The following is a 20,552-nucleotide window of genomic DNA, read 5'->3' as shown; positions in this document are numbered from 1 at the left end:
TCATCATATTTTGTACAAAACACTAAAACATCAAAAATGGGCCATTCTCTGGACCATCATTGTTTTAGTGTTTTGTAATATGCACATTTCCGATTCTGTCGGGAAAAGTGGCTTTTTCTTTGAAGGCTTTGATAAAATGACCCACATGGGGTTTTTCTTTGTCTTATCTGTCCTGCTCTTCTTTGGCAAGATAAAATATCAGCATACCTACGCTTTCAGAACATTAACCATTTTTAAAATTTTGCTCATCAACGCAATAATCGGCGGCGGAATAGAGTTACTACAATGGAAAGTTTTTACCTATCGCTCAGCAGAGTGGTGGGATTTTGGTTGCGACATGTTAGGCGCATGTATGGCTGTTTTTAGCTATGTTCTGCTCCACAAATTAAATTTCGATGAAACCATGACGAATAAGCCGCTTACCAAAAACAATTAATGTATTCGGAATAGCTTCATTGCAATGGAAAATAAAATTATATCAATGAAAAAGAAAATAAGCATTGTTTGTGTAGTTGTGGCCATTAGTTTAAGCGGATGCAGTATCTTTAAAAAAGACTGTCACTGTCCAAAAGTGTACTATAAAAGTTATCCTTCACTAAGGAAATAACATCCCTTTTCCTTATTTCTTTCAAAGTTTGGAGGCCTGCCAACAGGCTGTATTTAAAATGTTACCAAGCTTTTAACACACCTTAACAAACCTTTCGGCTTTTCTATAGTCTGATAGCTTAGTTTTATATAATAATATCTAATTTTTTGATGAAAAGAAACGTTCAGAGGGCAATATTTATCGTGCTCCTATTTTGTGGTTATATCGCTCAGGCCCAAAATACTGGTTCTATCAGCGGTAAAGTAATTAATGCTAAAGATAAAAAACCGGTTGACTTTGCAACTATAGCAGTTAAGAGTTTAAAAGATTCAAGCGTTGTGGCTTCAGGTCAAACTAACCCTGATGGAAGTTTTAGCTTTAAAGCCATAGCCCCAGGTAAATACCGTATTTATTCGGCCTTTTTAGGTTTGAAAACCGCAACCAAAGATGTTGAGGTAGCTAAAGCCGCTGTTAATGCCGGTGATATTGCCATGAGTGATGATGGTGTGGATCTAAATACCGTTAACGTTACCGCAACCATCCCCATTGTAGTAAAGAAAGATACTTTGGAATTTGATGCCAAATCAATCAAGGTACGCGAAAATGCGGTGGTTGAAGATCTTTTGAAAAAAGTACCAGGTGTAGAAGTAGCAAAAGATGGTAGCATTAAAGCCCAGGGCGAAACCATTACCAAGGTAAAGGTAGATGGTAAAGAATTTTTTGGTAATGACCCATTATTGGCGACTAAAAACCTTCCTGCCGATATGGTAGATAAAATCCAGGTAATTGACGAGCTCTCTGAGCAGGCACAGTTTACCGGTATTGATGATGGAACAAGAAATAAAATCCTGAACATCACCACTAAAAATGGCATGAAACATGGCTATTTCGGAAACAGCACCGCAGGTTATGGTTCTAACGACCGTTATGATGCCAGTTTGAATGTAAATAAGTTTGATGATGACAGGCAGATCAGTTTTATTGGTCAGTTTAATAACGTAAACAAACAGAATTTTGGCCAGGGCGGTGGTGTAGGTAATGGTTTTGGTGGTGGAGGCGGCGGCGGCCGTGGTGGTTTTGGCGGCGGCGGCGGAGGAAGTAGCTCTGGCGGTAGCGGCGGTATCACTAATACCAACGCCGCGGGTTTAAACTTTGCCGATACCTATAAAGATGGCACCCAGTTTCAGGCCAGTTATTTCTTTAATAAAGCAACTTCGGAAAGTATCCAGAATTCGAATATTCAGAACCTTACCGGAGGAACAAATAACATTGCTGAAGCTATAGATAATACTACCGACCGAATTAACCACCGTTTTAACTTTATGGTTGATACTAAGATAAACCCATCGTTATCTATTAAAATACAACCAAACCTGTCCTATACCGAAACAGATGGAAACAATTTGAATGAATATACAAGAACACTTACTGATGGTTCAACCGTTGGTACACAGCGTAACAATACAACTGCTGCAACACCTACCATTAGCAATAATTTATTAATCCGTAAAAGCTTTAAACGCAGAGGCCGTACGTTATCATTAAATGTAAACACAAATATAAACGATAACGATGGAACAAATCTTAACTATAGGAAAGAGACAATTACTGCAGGAATAGCTAAAAGGGACACCATTACCAATCAATTAAATAATACCAACAGTCGTGCCATAAGTAACACCACGAGGGTAGTTTATACAGAGCCTTTAAACAAAACCTTAAGTGTAGAGTTTAACTATCAAAACGGTTATTCAAATAGCGATTCGCAAAGGGATGTTTTTAACTACAATCCATCAACGCTGCAGTTTGATATCGTTGATAACACCTTTTCAAATATCTATAACAACCGTACCTTAACCAATGCTGCAGGTGTAAGTTTAACTACAACGGAGAAAAAATACAATTGGAATATCGGAGTAGCTGCGCAGCAAACCAACAGGGTAAATACCAATTTAACCACTGGATTAAAGCGCACACAAAACTTTATTAATATCACGCCTTCGGCGCAATTCAGGTATAACTTTAGTAACCGTAAACGTTTGTTTATTAACTACCGTGGTTCTACTACTCAGCCAAGTATCGATCAGATTCAGCCGATTCCGGATAATACCAATTCGCAGACCATTTATGTAGGTAACCCGGCGTTAAAACCTTCATTCAATAACCAATTGAGGATTAATTTTAATAACTTCAATATTGAAAACGGCAGGTTTTTCTTTGCAGGTTTAAACTTAACCCAAACCTTTAACAGCATTGGTAACAGTGTTGCACAGTTGCCTAACGGTATTCAACAGGTGAGTTATGTAAATGTTGATGGTGTTTATGCAGGTAACGCCAATGCAACATGGTCTTTACCTTTAATGGCAGAACGTAAGTTAACCTTAAATATTTCAGGAAACGGTGCTTACAATAGAAATGTGAATTACATTATTCCTCAGGGAGGCACAACATCAGTTAAAAATATTACAAATAGCTACACCATTTCAAATGGCTACAAGTTGGTTACCAATGTTGATAAATTTGACTTAACGGGTGGAATAACCGGTAGCTATACCAATTCAACATTTTCAGCTCAGCAATCGGCAAATACACAGTTTTACACCATTAACCCAAGTTTTGATGTAAGTTATGTATTGCCAGCCAACATCAGGTTAGCTATTGATATTGATTATTTCAGAAACTTTGGTGGAGGCGATTTATACAATCAGGAATACACCATTCTTAATCCTTATATCAGCCGTCAGTTCTTTAAAAACAGGGGAACGTTCAAGTTTTCAGTAAATGATGCATTGAACCAGAACACTGGTGTAAGCAGAACAGCTACAGGTACATCAATTACTGATTTAAACTATAATGTATTAAGACGTTATTATATGTTCTCGTTCACTTACTCTTTAACGCGTATCGGCGGAAGAAACATGAGTGGCGATATGCAAATGCCGGGACAACGCGGAGGTGGCGGAGGTGGTGGCCGTCCGAGGATGTAATTTCCAATGGTTGGTGCACCGACCATCAATATGATATAAAAAGTCCTGGTTTTAACCGGGACTTTTCTGTTTTACAACTATTTTCTATCTGTCCCACGGCATAGAAGCGGAAAGAAAAACGCTAGAGTGCTCTTTATTGATCGAACTGAGGTTATGAGATTTTTAATTTTACATGAGGTAGATTTCTCCATTTTGCTGCGCTTCATCTGATAGCTATCGGATCGAAATGACGATTGATCGATATATGTATTTCAAATGTTACCAAAGTAAAAATAAACCTTTATAACAGCCGGTAGTCTTTATTTCAACAATCAAACTAACCGAATGAAACAAATTTTTACGCTTTTTCTTATTTTATCATCATTTTATGTTTACGCCCAGAAAACCGGTTCGGTTAGTGGCAGGGTAATCCAGTCAAAAGATAAAAAACCAATCGATTATGCCTCACTTGCTGTAAAAAACCTGAGCGATTCGAGCATGGTTGGTGCCGTAAGTACAACAGAAGATGGAAAATTTGTTTTCAAAAACCTAAAACCTGGTAATTACAGGTTATATGCCGCATTTTTAGGATTAAAAAACACCACAAAAGATTTTATCATTACTACCGATAAACCAGATGTAGCCATAGGCGATGTTGTTTTGGAAGGTGGTGCAATCGATCTTCAAACGGTTGATATTAAAGCCGAAGTTCCGCCGATAGTGGTTAAAAAAGATACACTCGAGTTTAACGCCAGTTCTTTCAAGGTGGTGGAAAATGCCGTGGTAGAAGATTTATTAAAAAAACTACCTGGGGTAGAGGTTGATAAAGCAGGTACAGTTAAAGCCCAGGGCGAAACCATTACTAAAGTAAAGGTTGATGGTAAAGAGTTTTTCGGTAATGACCCTTTATTGGCCACGAAAAACCTTCCGGCCGATATGATCGATAAAATCCAGATTATTGATGAGCTTTCCGATCAGGCACAGTTTACGGGTATTGATGATGGTTCGCGGACCAAAATTATCAATATTACCACCAGAAAAGACAAAAAAAACGGTTACTTTGGAAACAGCAGCGGAGGTTATGGCTCTGATGACCGTTACGATGTAAATGCAAACATCAACCATTTTAACCAGGATAAACGTTTAAGTGTAATTGCACAGTTTAATAACGTAAACAAACAGAATTTTGGAGGTGGTTTGGGTGGCGGAAACGGTGGGAGCAACGGTGGCCGCGGCGGAATTACCGATACCAAAGCCGGCGGATTTAATTTTTCGGATGTATATGCTGATCAGACAGAAGTGAGTTTGAGTTATTTTGTCAATAAATCTGATAACCTGATCCTCAGGAACAGCGTAACCCAAAACCTGTTGGGCGATGTAACAACGGTTTTTAATAATAACCAGACCAACAATTCAGACCGTTTAAACCACCGTTTAAACTTTATGATCGATACCAAAATTGATTCGCTGACCTCACTTAAAGTACAGCCAAATTTAAGTTATACCGATAACGAGAGTTTAAACAATAGCTCATATACCCGCGATTATAAAACCTATATGATCGATGGTACGCAATCGCTCAGGAACCACAATACCGCACCATCCATCAGCAATAATATTTTGCTGCGGAAGAAATTTATGCGCAGGGGTAGAACCTTATCGTTAAATTTTAGCACAAGTATCAATAATAACGACGCGGATAACTACAATACTAATCCCGAAACCAGGGTTGAAAACGGCGTTATCACCCAAAAAACTACGGATCAGTTTAACGATCAGGAAAGTGAGTCGATCAATCAGAATAGCCGCCTGGTATATACTGAACCACTGGATAAAACCTTAAGTCTCGAGTTTAATTATCAAAATGGCTATAACCACAATACATCCGATCGGTTTACCTATAATTTTAATCCGCTTACCTTGAAATACGATTTATTGGACACAACCTTTAGTAACGCTTACGAAAACACTATTTTAACCAATTCTGCAGGTTTTAGCTTTAATAAAATGGCTAAAAAATACAATTGGAACGTTGGGATGGCTGTTCAAAATACCGATAGGACCAATAACAACCTCAGCGGTGGATATGTACTCAAACAGAATGTCTTCAATTACACCCCTTCAGCCATGTTCAGGTATAATTTTAGTAATAGTAAACGTTTGGTTTTTAACTATAGGGGAAGTACCAATCAGCCAACCATTCAGCAATTACAGCCAATCCGGAACAATACCAATACGCAAAGTATCCCCGTAGGTAACCCCGACCTGAAACCAGAGTTTAACAATACCCTCCGTGTGGCTTACAATACTTTTACCGTGGGAAAAAACAGGTCGCTTTTTGTGAATTTAAACCTTACCCAAACTTCTAACCGCATTGCCAATAGCACCAGTTTAATCCAAAACGGTCCCGATCAGGGTAAACTGGCCGTTACACCGGTTAATGTTAGCGGTGTTTATTCAGGATCCGTTTCCTCTTCTTTAAGTTTGCCGGTTATGGCAGAAAACAAGTTAAATTTCCATATCAATGTGAGCGGAAATTACGACCGCGATGTAAACTTTACCAATTCCTTAAAAAATATCACCAACAGCTGGTCTATTACCAATGGGTATCGTTTGGTTTCCAATTTAGATAAACTCGATTTAACCGCCGGTGTAAATGGTTCCATTAACCGCGCCACTTATTCTGTGCAGCCAAATTCCAATACCCGTTTTTATACTTTTAGTCCAAATATCAGTGTAAGCTATTTATTTCCTGGCGATATCCGCTGGGCTATTGATGCCGATTACAACCAGAATACCGGTAGGGGCGAGGCTTTCGATACCCATTTCACACTCGTTAATTCTTACATCAGCAGGCAGTTTTTCAAAAACAGGGGAACCTTTAAAGCGGCGGTAAACGATTTGCTGAACGAAAACCAGGGGGTTAGCCGTACCGCCAATAACAACACCATCCAGGATGTAAGTTATAACGTATTGCAGCGTTATTTTATGTTTTCGTTTACCTATTCTTTAAACCGCATGGGCGGTAAAAATAGAATCAGGGGTGGCGAAGAAGGCGGGAGAAGCCGAGGTGGCAACGGTGGTGGAGGCTTTGGCGGAGGCAGACAGCGAAACTAAATCATTTAAGCGTAAAGCTGTTTAATTTATGCCACCATATCGACTTTCTTATTTGGAATAAATCTAAAGAAAGGGTAACTTGCGCCAAATTTAGCACATGAAGCTGTCGCACCTAAAAATTGGAGAAAAAGGAACAATTGTAGCATTTACAGATTTAGACATGTCTGTAAAGTTAATGGAGATGGGCTGTTTGCCGGGCGAGGTGGTAGAAGTTGAGCGTTTTGCTCCACTAGGCGACCCAATGGCGATCCGTGTTGCTGGTTATCAGCTTTGCTTGCGTAAAAGTGAAGCCGATGTGATCATTATACAATAAATAAGCTGGGTTTGGATATTAAAGTTGCGTTAGTTGGTAATCCCAATACAGGTAAATCTACTTTATTTAACCGTTTAACAGGGTTAAATCAGAAAATAGGAAACTTTCCAGGTATCACTGTCGATAAGAAAACTGGTTTTACGAAACTTACAGGCGACAAGGATGCCGAGATTATCGATTTACCCGGAACCTATAGCTTATATCCAAAAAGTTCTGACGAAAGCATCGTTTTTCAGGTGCTTGCCGATAAAAACAACAATAGCCATCCCGATGTAATCGTATTGATTGCTGATGCCTCTAATCTAAAGCGAAATATGCTTTTGTATTCGCAGGTGGCCGATTTGGGTATACCGATGATTTTGGCTTTGAATATGATCGATCTTTCTACTAAACAGGGAATTGAGATTGATCTTGATAAACTTGCAGAAAAGCTGGGCATCCAGGTGGTTTCCATTTCAGCAAGAAATAATATCGGAATAGATAAGTTAAAACAGGCCATTGCTAATACCAATAAAATTGCCACCCAGTTTCAGGATGTTGATGTAAATTTTCTGGCACCCGATGCCATTAATGCCATTAAATCAAAACTGAATTCTGATAATGATTATTATGCATTGCAGGTATTGCACCAGCACGAATACCTTACTTTTTTTACCGAAAAAGAGCAGGAAGAAATTGAGAAGATAGAGCAATCACACCATTTCGAGTCTTCTAAAATTCAGGCGGCAGAAACGATTGCACGTTACAAACACCTCAGCAGCATATTATCTGGTGTAGTAGTAGATAAAGGCACCGAAAAGAAATTTTCTTTTAGCGATAAATTAGATGGGATACTTACCCATAAAATATGGGGATTCGCCATATTCCTGTTAATCTTATTTGTTATTTTCAATGCCATTTTTGCCTGGTCATCTTATCCTATGGATCTGATTGAAAGCGGATTTGGTTTTATCACCAGCATAGGTCACGAATACCTGCCTGCCGGTATGCTAACAGATCTTGTATTAGATGGTGTGATTGCAGGTTTAGGCGGTATTTTTGTATTTATTCCGCAAATTGCCATTCTTTTTGCTTTTATATCCATTTTAGAAGATACTGGTTATATGGCCCGCGTTACCTTTATGATGGATAAAATCATGAGCAAGGTTGGCCTTAATGGAAAATCGGTGGTACCGATGATCGGTGGTTTAGCCTGTGCTGTACCTTCTATTATGGCAGCCAGAAATATAGAAAACTGGAAAGACAGGATGATTACCATCATGGTTACGCCATTGGTAAGCTGTTCGGCAAGACTTCCCGTTTATATCCTGATCATTTCCTTAATTATCCCTTCGCAAACAGTTCTGGGTGTTTTTAATTTACAGGGTTTAGCTTTGATGGTGATGTACCTGGTGGGAATTATTGCTGCGGTATTGGTGGCCTGGGTAATGAAATTCATTATCAAAACTAAAGAAAGGTCGTATTTCATCATGGAATTGCCGGTTTACCGCATGCCCAGGTGGAAAAACGTTTTCTATACCATGTATGAGAAATCAAAAACCTTTGTTTTCGAAGCAGGTAAGGTAATTATTGCCATTTCTGTTATCCTTTGGGTAATGGCATCTTTCGGACCAGGGAACCGTTTTGAAGGTATTGATAAAAAGTACGAAACAGCATTGGCCGATACCACAAAAAATACCGATCACATTAAAACTTTGGTGGCTACCGAGAAACTGGAAAACTCTTATGTGGGGATTCTTGGTCATGCGATTGAACCTGCCATCCGTCCGTTGGGTTACGATTGGAAAATCGGGATTGGTTTAATTACCTCCTTTGCGGCCCGTGAAGCCTTTGTAGGTACCATGGCTACCATTTACAGTGTTGATGGAGGTGATGAGGATACAAGCACGATCAGGGAGCGTATGTCGGCCTCTAAGAACAGCCGTACGGGTTTGCCGGTTTATACTTTCGCTACTGGCATTTCGCTGATGCTTTTTTATGCTTTTGCCATGCAGTGCATGAGTACCGTAGCTATTGTTTACCGAGAAACCAAAGGTTGGAAATGGCCGGTAATTCAATTGGCTTACATGACAGCCATGGCCTATATCGCCGCATTGGTTGCTTATCAGTTGTTGAAATAAGACAGTATTTTTTTCGGAGATTATTTTCTAAGTTATCGTCATTCCCTCCTTGGTTTGAAATCTTAATGCAATAAAAAGTTTTGTATCGTAGATGCATGTTAATTGCTGACCCTCAAAAATGATTCATTTAAAGCGTTTGTAACCTTGAGCGTAGTCGAAAGCCTTGTTAAAATATTATCATGATTAGAAGAGCAGGTCAGGTGCAATTATTTAAGTTTCCTCCCGCTTTCTGTTTTATCCCGACTGAAATGTCGGGATGCTCACTCCAATCGGGTCTAGGTGGCCCGGTAAGTGTAGCTATTATAGATTGGGTGCTTATCTGCACAAGTCTTTGTTTATAAACCCGGTAGTAGCGGCAGCTCCTGATTTTTCATCAGGACTATAGCGGATAACGGGACTGCTGTTCCCGAAATCCTACTGAATTTTCATTTTCAAATAAAATCACTAAAATTCCTAAAGGTTTTTACCATATAAGACATATAACATCATTTAAGTTCAGATTTTGATAAATAATAATTAGCCAAATTGGCTTTAGCGTTTTTCCTTTAGTCTTTCTTCTTTAATCTTTCCGCTTTGGTCTTTCTTCTTTATCCTAACTCAATCTGCCGCTTAATACTCTCTTCTAACGAGATCAATGTCTCTGTACGTTGAATACCGTTTACCGCCTGGATTTCTTCATTTAAAACGTGGCGTAAATGGTTGGTATCCCTGCAGATAATTTTTGCAAACATACTATAGGCACCGGTAGTATAATGGAGCTCTACCACTTCCTTAATTTTGCTCAGCTGCGCAACCGCATCTTTATATTGGATTCCTTTTTCGAGATAGATACCCAAAAATGCGCAGATATCGTAACCGGCCTTCTGTGGATCGATAATTAAGTGAGAGCCTTTTATAATGCCCATTTCCTGTAATTTCTTCATCCTAACGTGTATCGTTCCGCCCGAAACAATCAGATCTTTAGCGATTTCTGTGTAAGGTTTAGTGGCATCCTGCATCAATTGCTTTAATATATCGATGTCGAGGTTGTCAATTTCTAAATTGGAATTGTCTTTTTTAAGCATATTTTTGAATTATGATAAGCGAATTTACAAATATTTATCAATATTATAAAAATAAAATTAAATGTTTAAAATATTTGCAAGGTATTGGATGTTCTTTTACATTTGTATCAAGCAATTAACAAAAAGGAAACGTTCTTTCAAAATTGTTTAACATAATGTAGGGTGGTGAAACAGGCAGACACACCTCCTTGTCTCGGTGGCGGAGAATAATGGGAATATATCGGTAACGGTACTAACCACTCCTTGAAGGTTCGATTCCTTCCCCTACAGCGGCTTTAGTCCTAAGTCAAGAGTCCATAGTCTTTAGTAGACTTATGACTGAAGACTTTGGACTAATGACTAAAATTGTTGGGTGGTGAAATTGGCAGACACGCCTCCTTGTCTCGGTGGTGGGGAATAATGGGACAAACGCAGTTTATTGGGTTGACCACAAATTAATTTTTTGAACTGTAGCTAACTACCCCTTGAAGGTTCGACTCCTTCCCCAACAGCATTTTTTATGAATAATAAGTTAGTTAATTGAGCAATCCTGGATAGGTTGCTCTTTTTCTTTTTAAGGGTAGTTTATTTTCATTATTCTCAATATGAACGTAAGTTCAGTGCTAATCTTTTTTAAAACATATAATATTTATCTAAATTGTACTTAATAACTTAAGTTAATAATCTAAATAAATCGAAATGAAAAAGTTAATGTCTCTCATTGTCCTATTGGGGTTTTGCCCTTTTGTATCTTTTGCACAATCTGAATCAGTAAATTATGGAAGTTTATTCGGAGCTCTTATTGGGATCGGAATAGCCATTTTGGTGTTTCTTGCATTGAGACAGTTAGTATTATGGTATTGGAAAGTTGAAATAATAATTCAGAATCAACAAGAACAAACAAAAGGCATACAGGCAATATATAATCTGCTAGATGAGAATGCAAGGTATTCTAAAGCATTATTAGAAGAAATGAAAAAACAAAATGAAGCGAAAAATGGCATTTAAGTATTTTTAAATTCATTAATATTTTGCCGATAAACTTTAGTTTTTCATTATCGGTTACATTTTTGTAGATATATTCCTATATTACCAGTTCAATTTATTCTAACTGTGTAATGCCTGTAATGAAAAAACGAGTATCCATAAAAGATATCGCCAAACAATTAAATATTTCCATTACAACCGTATCGTTCGTAATTAATGGAAAAGCGAAAGAGAAGAACATCAGCGAATCGCTTACCAAAAAGGTTTTGGATCTGGTTGCCGAATTAAACTACCAGCCTAATGCCCTTGCCACGAGTTTACGAACGGGAAAAACAAAAATTATCGGTTTCCTGGTTGATGATATCTCAGAACCTTTTTTCGCAGGCATCGCACGCCGAATTGATGAAATTGCCTCTAGTTTGGGTTATAAAATTCTTTTTAGCAGTACCCGCAACGATACCGAAAAAGCCATAGAACTATTGCAGATTTTTAAAGACAGGCATGTTGATGGTTACATTATGGCACTGCCCGAAGGTTTGGAGGAAGAAGTTAAAAAACTGATCCAAACAGATGCGCCAGTGGTTTTATTCGACCGCTATGTGCAGGATGTTAAAACCGATTATGTAATTATTGATAACAAAAGCAGTACTCTCGAAGCCACTGAACACCTGATTAACAATGGTTATAAAAATATTGGCTTTGTAACGATAGATACCTTTCAGCAGCAAATGGTCGATCGTTTATCGGGTTACGAAACTGCTGTAGAAAAGCATAAGCTACCTGCTATTGTGAAAAAGATCAGCTATGTTAGTTCTGCTGAATCGATCAAAGAGATGACAAAGTTCTTTAAAAAGGAAAAACAGCTGGATGCCGTAATTTTTGCGGCCAACTACATTTGTTTGGATGGTTTAAGAACTTTCAGAAAAGAGGGTATCCATATCCATAAAGACCTCGCTGTGGTATCTTTTGATGATTTCGAGATCCTGGAGTTCTGCGAACCACCCGTTACGGCAATTGCACAGCCGCTTGAAGCCATTGCAGAAAACATCATGAAAATTTTATTGAACAAGCTTAAAAAAGCAGGTAGAAATGTTGAAAATGCACAGGTATCGCTGCCAACAGTATTAAATGTAAGGGCATCGAGCTCAAAAAAATAAAATAAAAAAGGGAATAGATTTTAAATCCATTCCCTTTCTAATGCTGTTTGATACAGATTAAACGGTCATTACGTCTTTTTCTTTCGCTTCTGCGTGTTTATCAACCTTAATGATATAAGCATCAGTTAATTTCTGTACTTCACCTTCGCCTGTTTTAATCTCATCATCAGAAACGCCTTCACCTTTTAATTTTTGAATTTTGGTATTGGCATCTTTACGGATGTTACGAACGGTAATACGGCCTCTTTCGGCTTCTTCTTTTACTTTTTTAACCAGGTCTTTCCTGCGTTCTTCAGTTAAAGGAGGTACCACCAAACGGATCACAATACCGTCATTTTGAGGATTGATGCCAATATTGGCTACCTGGATGGCTTTTTCGATTACCGTTAAAAGTGATTTTTCCCAGGGTTGGATCACAATTGTTCTTGCATCAGGTGTATTGATGCTTGATACTTGCGATAATGCTGTTGAGGCACCATAATAATCAACAAAAATACCATCCAACATTCCAGCTGATGCTTTACCAGCTCTGATTTTAGTTAATTCAGCTTCACAATGATCGATTGCTCTATCCATTGCAGATTGAGCATCCATTAATTGTAATTGTATGAGGTCGTTCATAATCGTGTGTATTTCTACAAAAATAATATTTTTTTTAAATCCTTACTTTACCAGGGTTCCAATTGCCTCGCCGCTGGCGATTTTCATGAAATTACCGTGCTTGTTCATATCAAACACAATAATCGGGAGTTGGTTTTCTTCGCAAAGGGTAAAAGCCGTCATATCCATTACATTAAGGCCTTTATCATAAACTTCTCTGAATGAAATTTCTCCGTATTTTGTAGCTAAAGGATCTTTTTCAGGGTCTGCGGTATAAATTCCGTCAACACGTGTTCCTTTTAAAACTACATCGGCTTTAATTTCGATTGCACGTAAAGCTGCTGCAGAATCGGTGGTGAAATATGGATTTCCGGTACCGGCGCCAAAAATAACCACGCGGCCTTTTTCTAGGTGGCGAACAGCTCTTCTGCGGATAAACGGCTCACAGATTTGTTCCATTTTAATAGCGGTAAGCAAACGGGTTTTAATACCAACTTTCTCTAAGGCATCTTGTAAAGCCATAGAGTTGATCACGGTTGCCAACATGCCCATGTAGTCAGCCTGAGCCCTGTCCATCCCACTTTTTTCGGCGCTTAGGCCTCTAAAAATATTTCCTCCTCCAATTACGATGGCAATTTCTAAACCTTTATCGTGTACTGCTTTGATATCTTCTGCATATTGCTTAACACGATCATTATCAATACCGTATTGTTTGTCGCCCATTAGCGATTCTCCGCTAAGCTTAAGTAGGATGCGCTTGTATTTCATGACCTCAAAAATATCAACAATTTTTTAATACCGAGCTATGCTTTTTAATAATTGATGTAAATTGTTTATTGGATTTTATCTGAAACAATAAAAGCTGCTATTAAAGAGCTTTTATTGTGAAAGAATATGGATTATGAATTAATTAAAAATGTAACGCACACCAAATTGTGCCTGCCAACGCGAAATCTGATCGGTAATATTTTTATACGTTGTGGTATATGGTGTTAAATTAGCCTTATCCTGATATGGGAATGAATAAGTAGGTTTCCCTGTAGTAGCATCTAAACCTTTATAGGCCAATAATACAGCGGTATTATAAGTTGATAACGGGATATTTGGCGTTTGATATAAGCCCCAATCGCTATTTAACAAGTTGCCAAGGTTAATGATATCCAGCGTAAACTGAAGTGTATTTCTTTTCCCTTTCGGACCAACAAAGAAATCCTGTGCAATGTGTAAATCTGCCCTTTTAAAGTACGACATGATGGCGCCGTTTCTTTTTGCAAATTCACCCCGGTGTTTGCTGAGGTAGCTATCCTGAGTAATATAGGTGTTCAACTGGTTCCAGATCTGATCCTGGGTGCGGGTATCGCCAGCAAAATCAGGAACCAAAATAATATCGCCTTTGCTTTGCGGGATGTAAACCAAATCGTTCGCGCCGCCATCGTTATTGATATCCCCAGATGAAACATAACTGAATGCACCATTATTGGCCGATTCGAAGATTAAACCAATTGTGGTAGCCGCATGTTTAAAATACTCTTTTTTATAGCTTAAGGAAGCAATAACCCTGTTTGGCTGAATAAAATTGGTATTGGCCAGAACATCCGAATTTGCATCGCCGGCAATTGCCCTTTGCGACCAGATTGAACTTGCAGTAGAACCACCATCGTTTACAGATTTCGATTGGCTGTAGGTATAGGCTACACTGGCATTAAAACCATTGAAAAAAGATTTTTGCAACTGACCGGTAATGAAGTATGAATAACCTTTTTTGGTGTTTTGCATGTAAATGAATGGCGAAATCGACGGATTTGCTGCCGTAGTACCTGTTTGTGTAGATTTTACGGTATAACGCTGCTGTCCTTCAATACCGGGAAGGGTTATTAAGCCTGTTGAATTGTTTGGCAATGCTGCATTAGAAAAATTTACTGCATTGATATCTTTAGTATAAGATGCTTCTAAAGTGGCAATAATGCCCATTGGTAATTTTTGGTCAACCGCAACATTCGTTCTCCAGATCTGAGGGTATTTAAAATCTTTTGATGCCGCATCTACCTCATAAGAAGTATTGGCAGCTGCTGTACCAGGAGCAGGGCGGTTGGCATTTACGTTCGGATTAAAAATCAAACGTGGATCTCCAGCGGTTGAAACAGTGCTTGAGCTGAATAATGTTCCGGTGTTAGAGGCCTGGTTAGAGATCCAAACATAAGGTACCTGACCGGTGAAAATTCCGGTTCCGCCACGTAACTGTGTGGTTTTATCGCCAAAAACATCATAATTGAAACCTACACGTGGTGAGAACAATAATTTTTTGTTCGGGAATTTAGAAATGTCTACCTGCAAACCATTTTGGAAGGTTAATGCAGCCAGATTTGGATTTGGATCCAGTTTGGTAGGGAAATAAGTATAATCGGCACGGATACCATAGGTTAATTTGAAATTATCACTCACCTGGTATTTATCCTGTGCATATAAACTTAAATTATACGACGACATTTTTGCGAATGGAAATGATCCATCGGCCAACGCTGAGTTACGGTATGAATAACTTACCGCGGGCTGGTTATTGATAAAATCATCAGCGGTTTTAAAATAATACAGACCATTATAATTTGGGGCAAAACCATTCAGGAATTTGTTTAACTGGTTGCTGGTACCGATGGTAATTTCGTGTTTACCGGCATAAATCGAGAAATCGTCAGAAAACTGATAAATGTCGGAGTTTAGCAAATTGTTAGCGGTGAATACTTCGTAACCAAAACTGGTTAAGATGCCGCCGTTTCCGTTACCGATATCAACCATTGGCAGTTCAGCACCGTTTGAAGCGCGGAAATCTCTCAAGGCTGAATAACCAGCTGTTAATTTGTTCGACATGTTATTTCCGATCCTCGTGTTTAACTCCACAATACCGATGTTAAAGTTATTGTTAATGGTATAACTCGAACCGAGGTAAGGCATAGAGGTTGAAGAAGGTGAGCGGCTACCATTTAAGCCTGCCGGAATACCCGATCCACTGGCAACAACCTGTCTGTTCGATTTCAGATAGAAATATTTTGCACTTAAGGTATTGTTTGCATTGATGTTCCAATCTATTTTTGCCGTGATTTTATCACTTTGTGTTTTGTAAGGATAATTTTCGTAAGGACCGGTTGCATAATTGTATTTGCTCATTAAATAGTTCGATAACTTATCCAATGTTGCAGCATCTGCTGTCGAAACGTTTGCTCCTGATAAGCCTGGCCTTGATGCTACGAACGATGTTGCTGGTGTACTGATCCTTTCCTGTTCACCCGAAACAAAGAAAAATAATTTGTCCTTAATAATCGGTCCGCCGATATTTAAACCACGCTGATTGTAACTAAAATCAACAACAGGTATTTTGGTTACCCCGGCAGAATAGCCTGTTAAATCAGTTCCCCTGGTATAATAATAGGCCGATCCCTTAAAATCGTTTGTTCCTGATTTTACAATGGTATTGATACCTGCTCCGGTGAAAGACCCCTGGCGGACATCATAAGGGGCAATATCCACCTGGATCTGCTCAATCGCATCTAATGAGATCGGTTGAGAATTCGCCTGTCCACCCAAACTACCCGATAATCCGAACGAGTTGTTAAACAGGGCACCATCAACCGTTAGGTTATTATAAGAACCGCTTCTGCCGCCGAAACTCAAACCGCCAACGGTTGTAGAGTTTGCTGATGGCGTTAATTTGGTAAAATCGGATAATGACCGGCTGATGGTTGGTAAGTTATCGATCTGCTGTCTGGTAATGGTTTCCCTTGCGCCGGTACGTGAGGAGTTGATTACCTTATCCTGCGTTCCTTTTACCACCACATCGGCAAGATTTTGCGAGGTTTCGGTAAGCGAAGCGTCAATCCTTAAATCTTCACCAATAGTGGTGTTCAGGTTTTCTTTAACCAGTTCGTTGTAACCAACGTAACTAATTTTAATGGTATATGGCCCGCCAACACGTACGTTGGGTAGGTTATATCTTCCATCGGCCCTGGTTAGTGTGGAGTATTTTGTACCTGAGGGAATGTGTATGGCAGTAACCGTTGCGCCAGGTATAACCCCTTTCTGATCTTTAACTGTACCAATAAATGATGCAGTGGTAACTCCTTGTGCGAAACCATAAACGGTTATCACAAGCATAAATGAGAATAATAGTAACAATTTTTTCATTAGTTCATGTTTTTTATTGGTGATGAAGCAATTATAATTTGTTGTTACCCTTATCGTAATAAAATTATGATATTTCACTCAATTTTCAACAAAAATACGCTGACTTAATGCTGCTAATGTTCTATTTAGATTAATTAATTGTTAAGTACTTGCCTTGTTCAGGGAAAATTAGCTTTAAATCTTTCGGTTTTCCTGAAATCAATTGCTTTTTTACCATTTCGGCGGTTTTTTGTGGAGGCTTAGTGTGAGTGATAATGAAGGAAACCTTTTTAAATGCTTTTTCGTTCGTTAAAGCCTCCAGTTTAGAAAGTTCGCTAAAAAAAAGTTTTGGTGTAAGGTGCCCGAACAATTGTTTATAGGGCTGTTCGTTAGGGAAAGAAACCTCTAAAAAAATAGCCTTTAACTGGCCTGCATTGATCAAAGGCGCTATACTTTGCCACAGCTTAGCGAGTTTATCCGATTTTTCTATTTCATCTGCTCCCGTATCGCCCAAATAAAGCACATCACTATCTCCGTGGCCGATCAGAAAAGCAGTGCTTTTGTAAGGGTTACCATGGCTGAGTTCAAAAGCCTTAACTTTCATTTCTGTCCCATCAAGAGGATAAGTAACGCCTTCAACCAGCGGAAAATAAGTGTATTTTTTCAGTTGTGGTTTTTCGCCTTCGTTGGCAAAATTGGCCCAGGCGTCCCAGGTAAAATATTTATCCCTTAAAATGTTGAGCACAGCAGGTAAACCATAGATGTTTTTTGCTGTATCGGCAGGAGAATTAATAATTAAGCCAGCAACATGATCTAAATGGGCATGCGAAATCAGATACCCCTTAATCTTTTTGCGTTGAATTTCTTCACTGATTCCTTTTAGTGACTTAAAGTCGATGGCTTTTTGGATACCGGCATTTATGGTTCCTGCATCAAGGCAAACGTAATTTTCGCTTCCTTTTGGAGCAATCAGGTAAGATGATAAATTGCTTTCATCATCACCGCCTTTAACACCAAGCGGTATAATGGTAAAAGCAGTATTTATTTCCTGCGACCAACAATGACTGGCATAAATGGAAAGAAATATAAGTGCTGAAAGGATTCTTTTGAACATATTGGTTTGATTATACCGTTCCGCCTTTAAAAATGATCTCTTTTAAATTTAGTGCATCATCAAGCACTACTAAATTAGCCTGCTCACCAGCTGCGATATTTGCTGTTAAGTTTTCAATTCCGATTAATTTGGCCGGATAACTCGTTGCCATTTTAACTGCATCATTTAAACTGATGCCACAATAAGAGACACAGTTTTTAACGGCTTCTAACATCGTTAGCGACGAACCCGAAAGTGTGCCATCGGGCATTACATATTTATTCCCTTTTTGAATATGCTGATAAGGGCCGGTAGAGCAGGCCGTAACGGCATCAGTAATCAGGAATAAACGTTCTTTTAATAGTTTCTGTGCAAATTTAACCACTTCGAAATCTACATGCTGACCATCGGCAATAATGCTGGCCATCGCTTTATCGTGGCTGAAAACGGCGGTGGGTATGCCAGGCTCGCGGTGATGGATTGGGCTCATGGCATTAAATAGATGTGTAGTGGTTTGAATGCCTTTATTATAGGCTGCAGTAGCTTCCTCAAAAGTGGCATTGCTATGGCCTAATGAAACCACCACACCACTATTCAACAGATATTCAATCACTTCTTCATCCTGAAGTTCGGGTGCAATGGTCATCATTTTGATCACACCATCTCCAAAATCGATCAGTTTTTTAATTTCATCTAACGATGCCTTGCGTACAAAAGCTGGAACATGTGCTCCGAGGCGTTTAGGGTTTAAAAATGGGCCTTCTAAATGCAAACCCAGGCAGTTTTTGGCCGCAGAGCGATGTTCTTTTGCTACTTTGATACATTCGTTAAAAACTTCCTTTGAATTTGTGGCCATGCAGGCCAGAAAACCGGTCGTTCCTTTTTTGAGCAGATCGTCTTCCATGATGCTTAACGATTCGATGCTTGGTTCGGCAGAAAATAATCTGTCGCCAGCTCCATAAATCTGCAGATCTATAAAACCCGGAACAACCAAGGAATGGCTGTTTTCTTTAGGATTACGCTCTTTAATAGCTGAAATGATATTGCCATCGATGATGATGTCCTGATTTTTTTTTAAATCTTTGCCCTGAAAATAGGAGGTATTGGAAATTACTTTAGGCATGTCAAACGTTTGAGTAAATTTAATCTTACACGGTCAAAGTTAAATATTGTCGCTATATATTTGAGTAATAAGATAAAATAACCAAATGAATGAAAATCAGTCCAATAGAAGAAGTTTTTTAAAGGCCGGCCTCACTTTAAGTGCTGCTACTTTGGTAGCCCCAACAATGGCTATTGCAGAGGTAGCCGCTGAGGAAGAAGGATTTAAAATTGCAGTAGGTCCTTATATCCAGACCAATTTTGGCGACTCAATGACCATTCTTTGGTTAACCAACAAAAATGCTGCGGGCTGGGTGGAATATGGCCAACAGGCCGATCAGCTGAACCAAAAAGCTTATGGGAAGGCCGAGTTGGGCTTAATGCAAGCTAATAGCAGGTTAAACGCTGTAACGCTCAAAAATTTAAAGCCCGGCCTGAAATATTATTATAAAATTGTTTCCAAAGAGATTAAAGATTTTCAGCCTTATAAATTAACTTATGGAGAAATGGTGAACAGTTCGGTTGAGGAGTTTGTTAATGCTGATGTGAACAAAGAAGAGGTGTCGTTTTTAATGTTGAATGATACGCACGACCGCCCGGAATCCATTCCGCATTTGTTGGGGCTGGTCCCTGAAAAAAAACAGGACTTTATCTTTTTTAATGGCGATATATTCGATTATCAGACCGATGAAAAACAGATTATCGACCACATGCTGCAACCTTGTGTAAATCATTTTGCTAAAAATACACCGTTTATTTATGTAAGGGGCAACCACGAAACCCGCGGGAAATTCGCACGCGAATTTCCGCAATATTACATGCATGTTGGTCATACTGCTTTTACTTTAGGGCCGGTGCGCTTTGTGATTTTAGATACCGGTGAGGATAAAGAAGATGCACATCCGGTTTATGCTGGTATTGTCAATTTTGATGATTACCGGGCTCAGCAGGCAGAATGGCTTAAGTCGGAAATCAATTCGAAAGAATTTAAAAAAGCACCGTTCAGAATTGTGATGATGCATATTCCACCGCGTTTCTCGGGCGATGCGCACGGACCAAAACATTGCACAGAATTGTTTGAGCCTTTATTGAATCAGGGAAAAGTTGATCTGGTATTAAGCGGTCATACGCACAAATACATGGTGCACCAGCCAGATAAAAACTTAAATCATTATCCTTTAATTATTGGTGGCGGGCCTAAAACAGGCACAAGAACGATCACAAAAATAAAAGCAGATAAAAACAAAGTAGTGGTGAGTATGCTCGATGATTCGGGTAAGGAAGTAGGGGCTTATACCGCTTTTAGAAAGTAGG

The 20,552-nt window shown here is 39.0% G+C and carries 15 protein-coding genes and 1 tRNA gene; 10 read left to right on the top strand and 6 right to left on the bottom strand.

Annotation, left to right across the window (positions count from 1 at the left end; genetic code table 11):
• Positions 1-10: 10 nt before the first annotated feature.
• The 6 genes from H9L23_RS20195 to feoB all read left to right on the top strand — a co-directional run bounded on the left by H9L23_RS20195 (position 11) and on the right by feoB (position 9,102).
• Positions 11-436, top strand: coding sequence for a VanZ family protein (locus H9L23_RS20195; RefSeq protein WP_246474749.1), 426 nt, complete (start codon positions 11-13; stop codon positions 434-436).
• Positions 437-481: 45 nt separating this feature from the next.
• The gene (locus H9L23_RS26930) at positions 482-607 is read left to right on the top strand and encodes a hypothetical protein (protein WP_262892374.1); all 126 of its coding nucleotides are present in this window, start codon (positions 482-484) and stop codon (positions 605-607) included.
• A gap of 149 nt (positions 608-756) precedes the next feature.
• Positions 757-3,573, top strand: coding sequence for an outer membrane beta-barrel family protein (locus H9L23_RS20190; protein ID WP_187592023.1), 2,817 nt, complete (start codon positions 757-759; stop codon positions 3,571-3,573).
• Positions 3,574-3,897: 324 nt separating this feature from the next.
• Positions 3,898-6,669, top strand: a complete 2,772-nt coding sequence (locus tag H9L23_RS20185) for an outer membrane beta-barrel family protein (protein ID WP_187592022.1) — start codon at positions 3,898-3,900, stop codon at positions 6,667-6,669.
• 97 nt (positions 6,670-6,766) lie between these two features.
• Complete coding sequence (locus tag H9L23_RS20180) at positions 6,767-6,982, top strand: FeoA family protein (RefSeq protein WP_025145397.1); 216 nt, start codon at positions 6,767-6,769, stop codon at positions 6,980-6,982.
• Between the two features lie 5 nt (positions 6,983-6,987).
• Positions 6,988-9,102 (top strand): ferrous iron transport protein B, encoded by a 2,115-nt coding sequence (feoB, locus tag H9L23_RS20175; protein WP_187595538.1) that lies wholly within the window; start codon positions 6,988-6,990, stop codon positions 9,100-9,102.
• 587 nt (positions 9,103-9,689) lie between these two features.
• Here feoB and H9L23_RS20170 read toward each other — a convergent pair.
• Positions 9,690-10,166 carry an Lrp/AsnC ligand binding domain-containing protein gene (locus H9L23_RS20170; RefSeq protein WP_025145395.1) on the bottom strand — a complete coding sequence of 159 codons (477 nt, stop codon included), beginning with the start codon at positions 10,164-10,166 and terminating at the stop codon, positions 9,690-9,692.
• A 346-nt stretch (positions 10,167-10,512) separates the two neighbouring features.
• Here H9L23_RS20170 and H9L23_RS20165 point away from each other — a divergent pair.
• The 3 genes from H9L23_RS20165 to H9L23_RS20155 all read left to right on the top strand — a co-directional run bounded on the left by H9L23_RS20165 (position 10,513) and on the right by H9L23_RS20155 (position 12,289).
• A tRNA-Asp gene (locus H9L23_RS20165) sits at positions 10,513-10,657 on the top strand.
• A gap of 187 nt (positions 10,658-10,844) precedes the next feature.
• Positions 10,845-11,153: a hypothetical protein gene (locus tag H9L23_RS20160; RefSeq protein WP_187592021.1), complete on the top strand. Its 309-nt coding sequence runs from the start codon at positions 10,845-10,847 to the stop codon at positions 11,151-11,153.
• A 119-nt stretch (positions 11,154-11,272) separates the two neighbouring features.
• Positions 11,273-12,289, top strand: coding sequence for a LacI family DNA-binding transcriptional regulator (locus H9L23_RS20155; protein WP_187592020.1), 1,017 nt, complete (start codon positions 11,273-11,275; stop codon positions 12,287-12,289).
• 57 nt (positions 12,290-12,346) lie between these two features.
• On the opposite strand, the gene frr is transcribed toward H9L23_RS20155, so the two are convergent.
• The 5 genes from frr to nagA all read right to left on the bottom strand — a co-directional run bounded on the left by frr (position 12,347) and on the right by nagA (position 19,260).
• Positions 12,347-12,910 carry a ribosome recycling factor gene (frr, locus tag H9L23_RS20150; RefSeq protein ID WP_187592019.1) on the bottom strand — a complete coding sequence of 188 codons (564 nt, stop codon included), beginning with the start codon at positions 12,908-12,910 and terminating at the stop codon, positions 12,347-12,349.
• 42 nt (positions 12,911-12,952) lie between these two features.
• Positions 12,953-13,657, bottom strand: coding sequence for a UMP kinase (pyrH, locus tag H9L23_RS20145; protein WP_187592018.1), 705 nt, complete (start codon positions 13,655-13,657; stop codon positions 12,953-12,955).
• A gap of 138 nt (positions 13,658-13,795) precedes the next feature.
• Positions 13,796-17,065 carry a TonB-dependent receptor gene (locus H9L23_RS20140; protein WP_187592017.1) on the bottom strand — a complete coding sequence of 1,090 codons (3,270 nt, stop codon included), beginning with the start codon at positions 17,063-17,065 and terminating at the stop codon, positions 13,796-13,798.
• Between the two features lie 130 nt (positions 17,066-17,195).
• Entirely contained in the window at positions 17,196-18,158 is a 963-nt protein-coding gene (locus tag H9L23_RS20135) for an MBL fold metallo-hydrolase (RefSeq protein WP_187592016.1), read from the bottom strand.
• A gap of 10 nt (positions 18,159-18,168) precedes the next feature.
• Positions 18,169-19,260, bottom strand: coding sequence for an N-acetylglucosamine-6-phosphate deacetylase (nagA, locus tag H9L23_RS20130; RefSeq protein WP_187592015.1), 1,092 nt, complete (start codon positions 19,258-19,260; stop codon positions 18,169-18,171).
• Between the two features lie 85 nt (positions 19,261-19,345).
• Here nagA and H9L23_RS20125 point away from each other — a divergent pair, with 85 nt between their 5' ends.
• Complete coding sequence (locus H9L23_RS20125) at positions 19,346-20,551, top strand: purple acid phosphatase family protein (protein WP_187592014.1); 1,206 nt, start codon at positions 19,346-19,348, stop codon at positions 20,549-20,551.
• Position 20,552: the final 1 nt, after the last annotated feature.

This window comes from Pedobacter roseus (genome assembly GCF_014395225.1).
Lineage (GTDB): Bacteria > Bacteroidota > Bacteroidia > Sphingobacteriales > Sphingobacteriaceae > Pedobacter > Pedobacter roseus.
The sequence above is the reverse complement of the archived record's forward strand: the minus strand, read 5'-3'. Positions and strand labels throughout refer to the sequence as shown.

What these genes read in the sequence shown, in the direction of transcription:
- H9L23_RS26930 (WP_262892374.1), top strand. Translation starts at nt 482, where the DNA reads ATGAAAAAGAAAATAAGCATTGTTTGTGTAGTTGTGGCCATTAGTTTA.
- H9L23_RS20190 (WP_187592023.1), top strand. Translation starts at nt 757, where the DNA reads ATGAAAAGAAACGTTCAGAGGGCAATATTTATCGTGCTCCTATTTTGT.
- H9L23_RS20185 (WP_187592022.1), top strand. Translation starts at nt 3,898, where the DNA reads ATGAAACAAATTTTTACGCTTTTTCTTATTTTATCATCATTTTATGTT.
- H9L23_RS20180 (WP_025145397.1), top strand. Translation starts at nt 6,767, where the DNA reads ATGAAGCTGTCGCACCTAAAAATTGGAGAAAAAGGAACAATTGTAGCA.
- H9L23_RS20170 (WP_025145395.1), bottom strand. Translation starts at nt 10,166, where the DNA reads ATGCTTAAAAAAGACAATTCCAATTTAGAAATTGACAACCTCGACATC.
- H9L23_RS20160 (WP_187592021.1), top strand. Translation starts at nt 10,845, where the DNA reads ATGAAAAAGTTAATGTCTCTCATTGTCCTATTGGGGTTTTGCCCTTTT.
- H9L23_RS20155 (WP_187592020.1), top strand. Translation starts at nt 11,273, where the DNA reads ATGAAAAAACGAGTATCCATAAAAGATATCGCCAAACAATTAAATATT.
- frr (WP_187592019.1), bottom strand. Translation starts at nt 12,910, where the DNA reads ATGAACGACCTCATACAATTACAATTAATGGATGCTCAATCTGCAATG.
- pyrH (WP_187592018.1), bottom strand. Translation starts at nt 13,657, where the DNA reads ATGAAATACAAGCGCATCCTACTTAAGCTTAGCGGAGAATCGCTAATG.
- H9L23_RS20140 (WP_187592017.1), bottom strand. Translation starts at nt 17,065, where the DNA reads ATGAAAAAATTGTTACTATTATTCTCATTTATGCTTGTGATAACCGTT.
- H9L23_RS20135 (WP_187592016.1), bottom strand. Translation starts at nt 18,158, where the DNA reads ATGTTCAAAAGAATCCTTTCAGCACTTATATTTCTTTCCATTTATGCC.
- nagA (WP_187592015.1), bottom strand. Translation starts at nt 19,260, where the DNA reads ATGCCTAAAGTAATTTCCAATACCTCCTATTTTCAGGGCAAAGATTTA.
- H9L23_RS20125 (WP_187592014.1), top strand. Translation starts at nt 19,346, where the DNA reads ATGAATGAAAATCAGTCCAATAGAAGAAGTTTTTTAAAGGCCGGCCTC.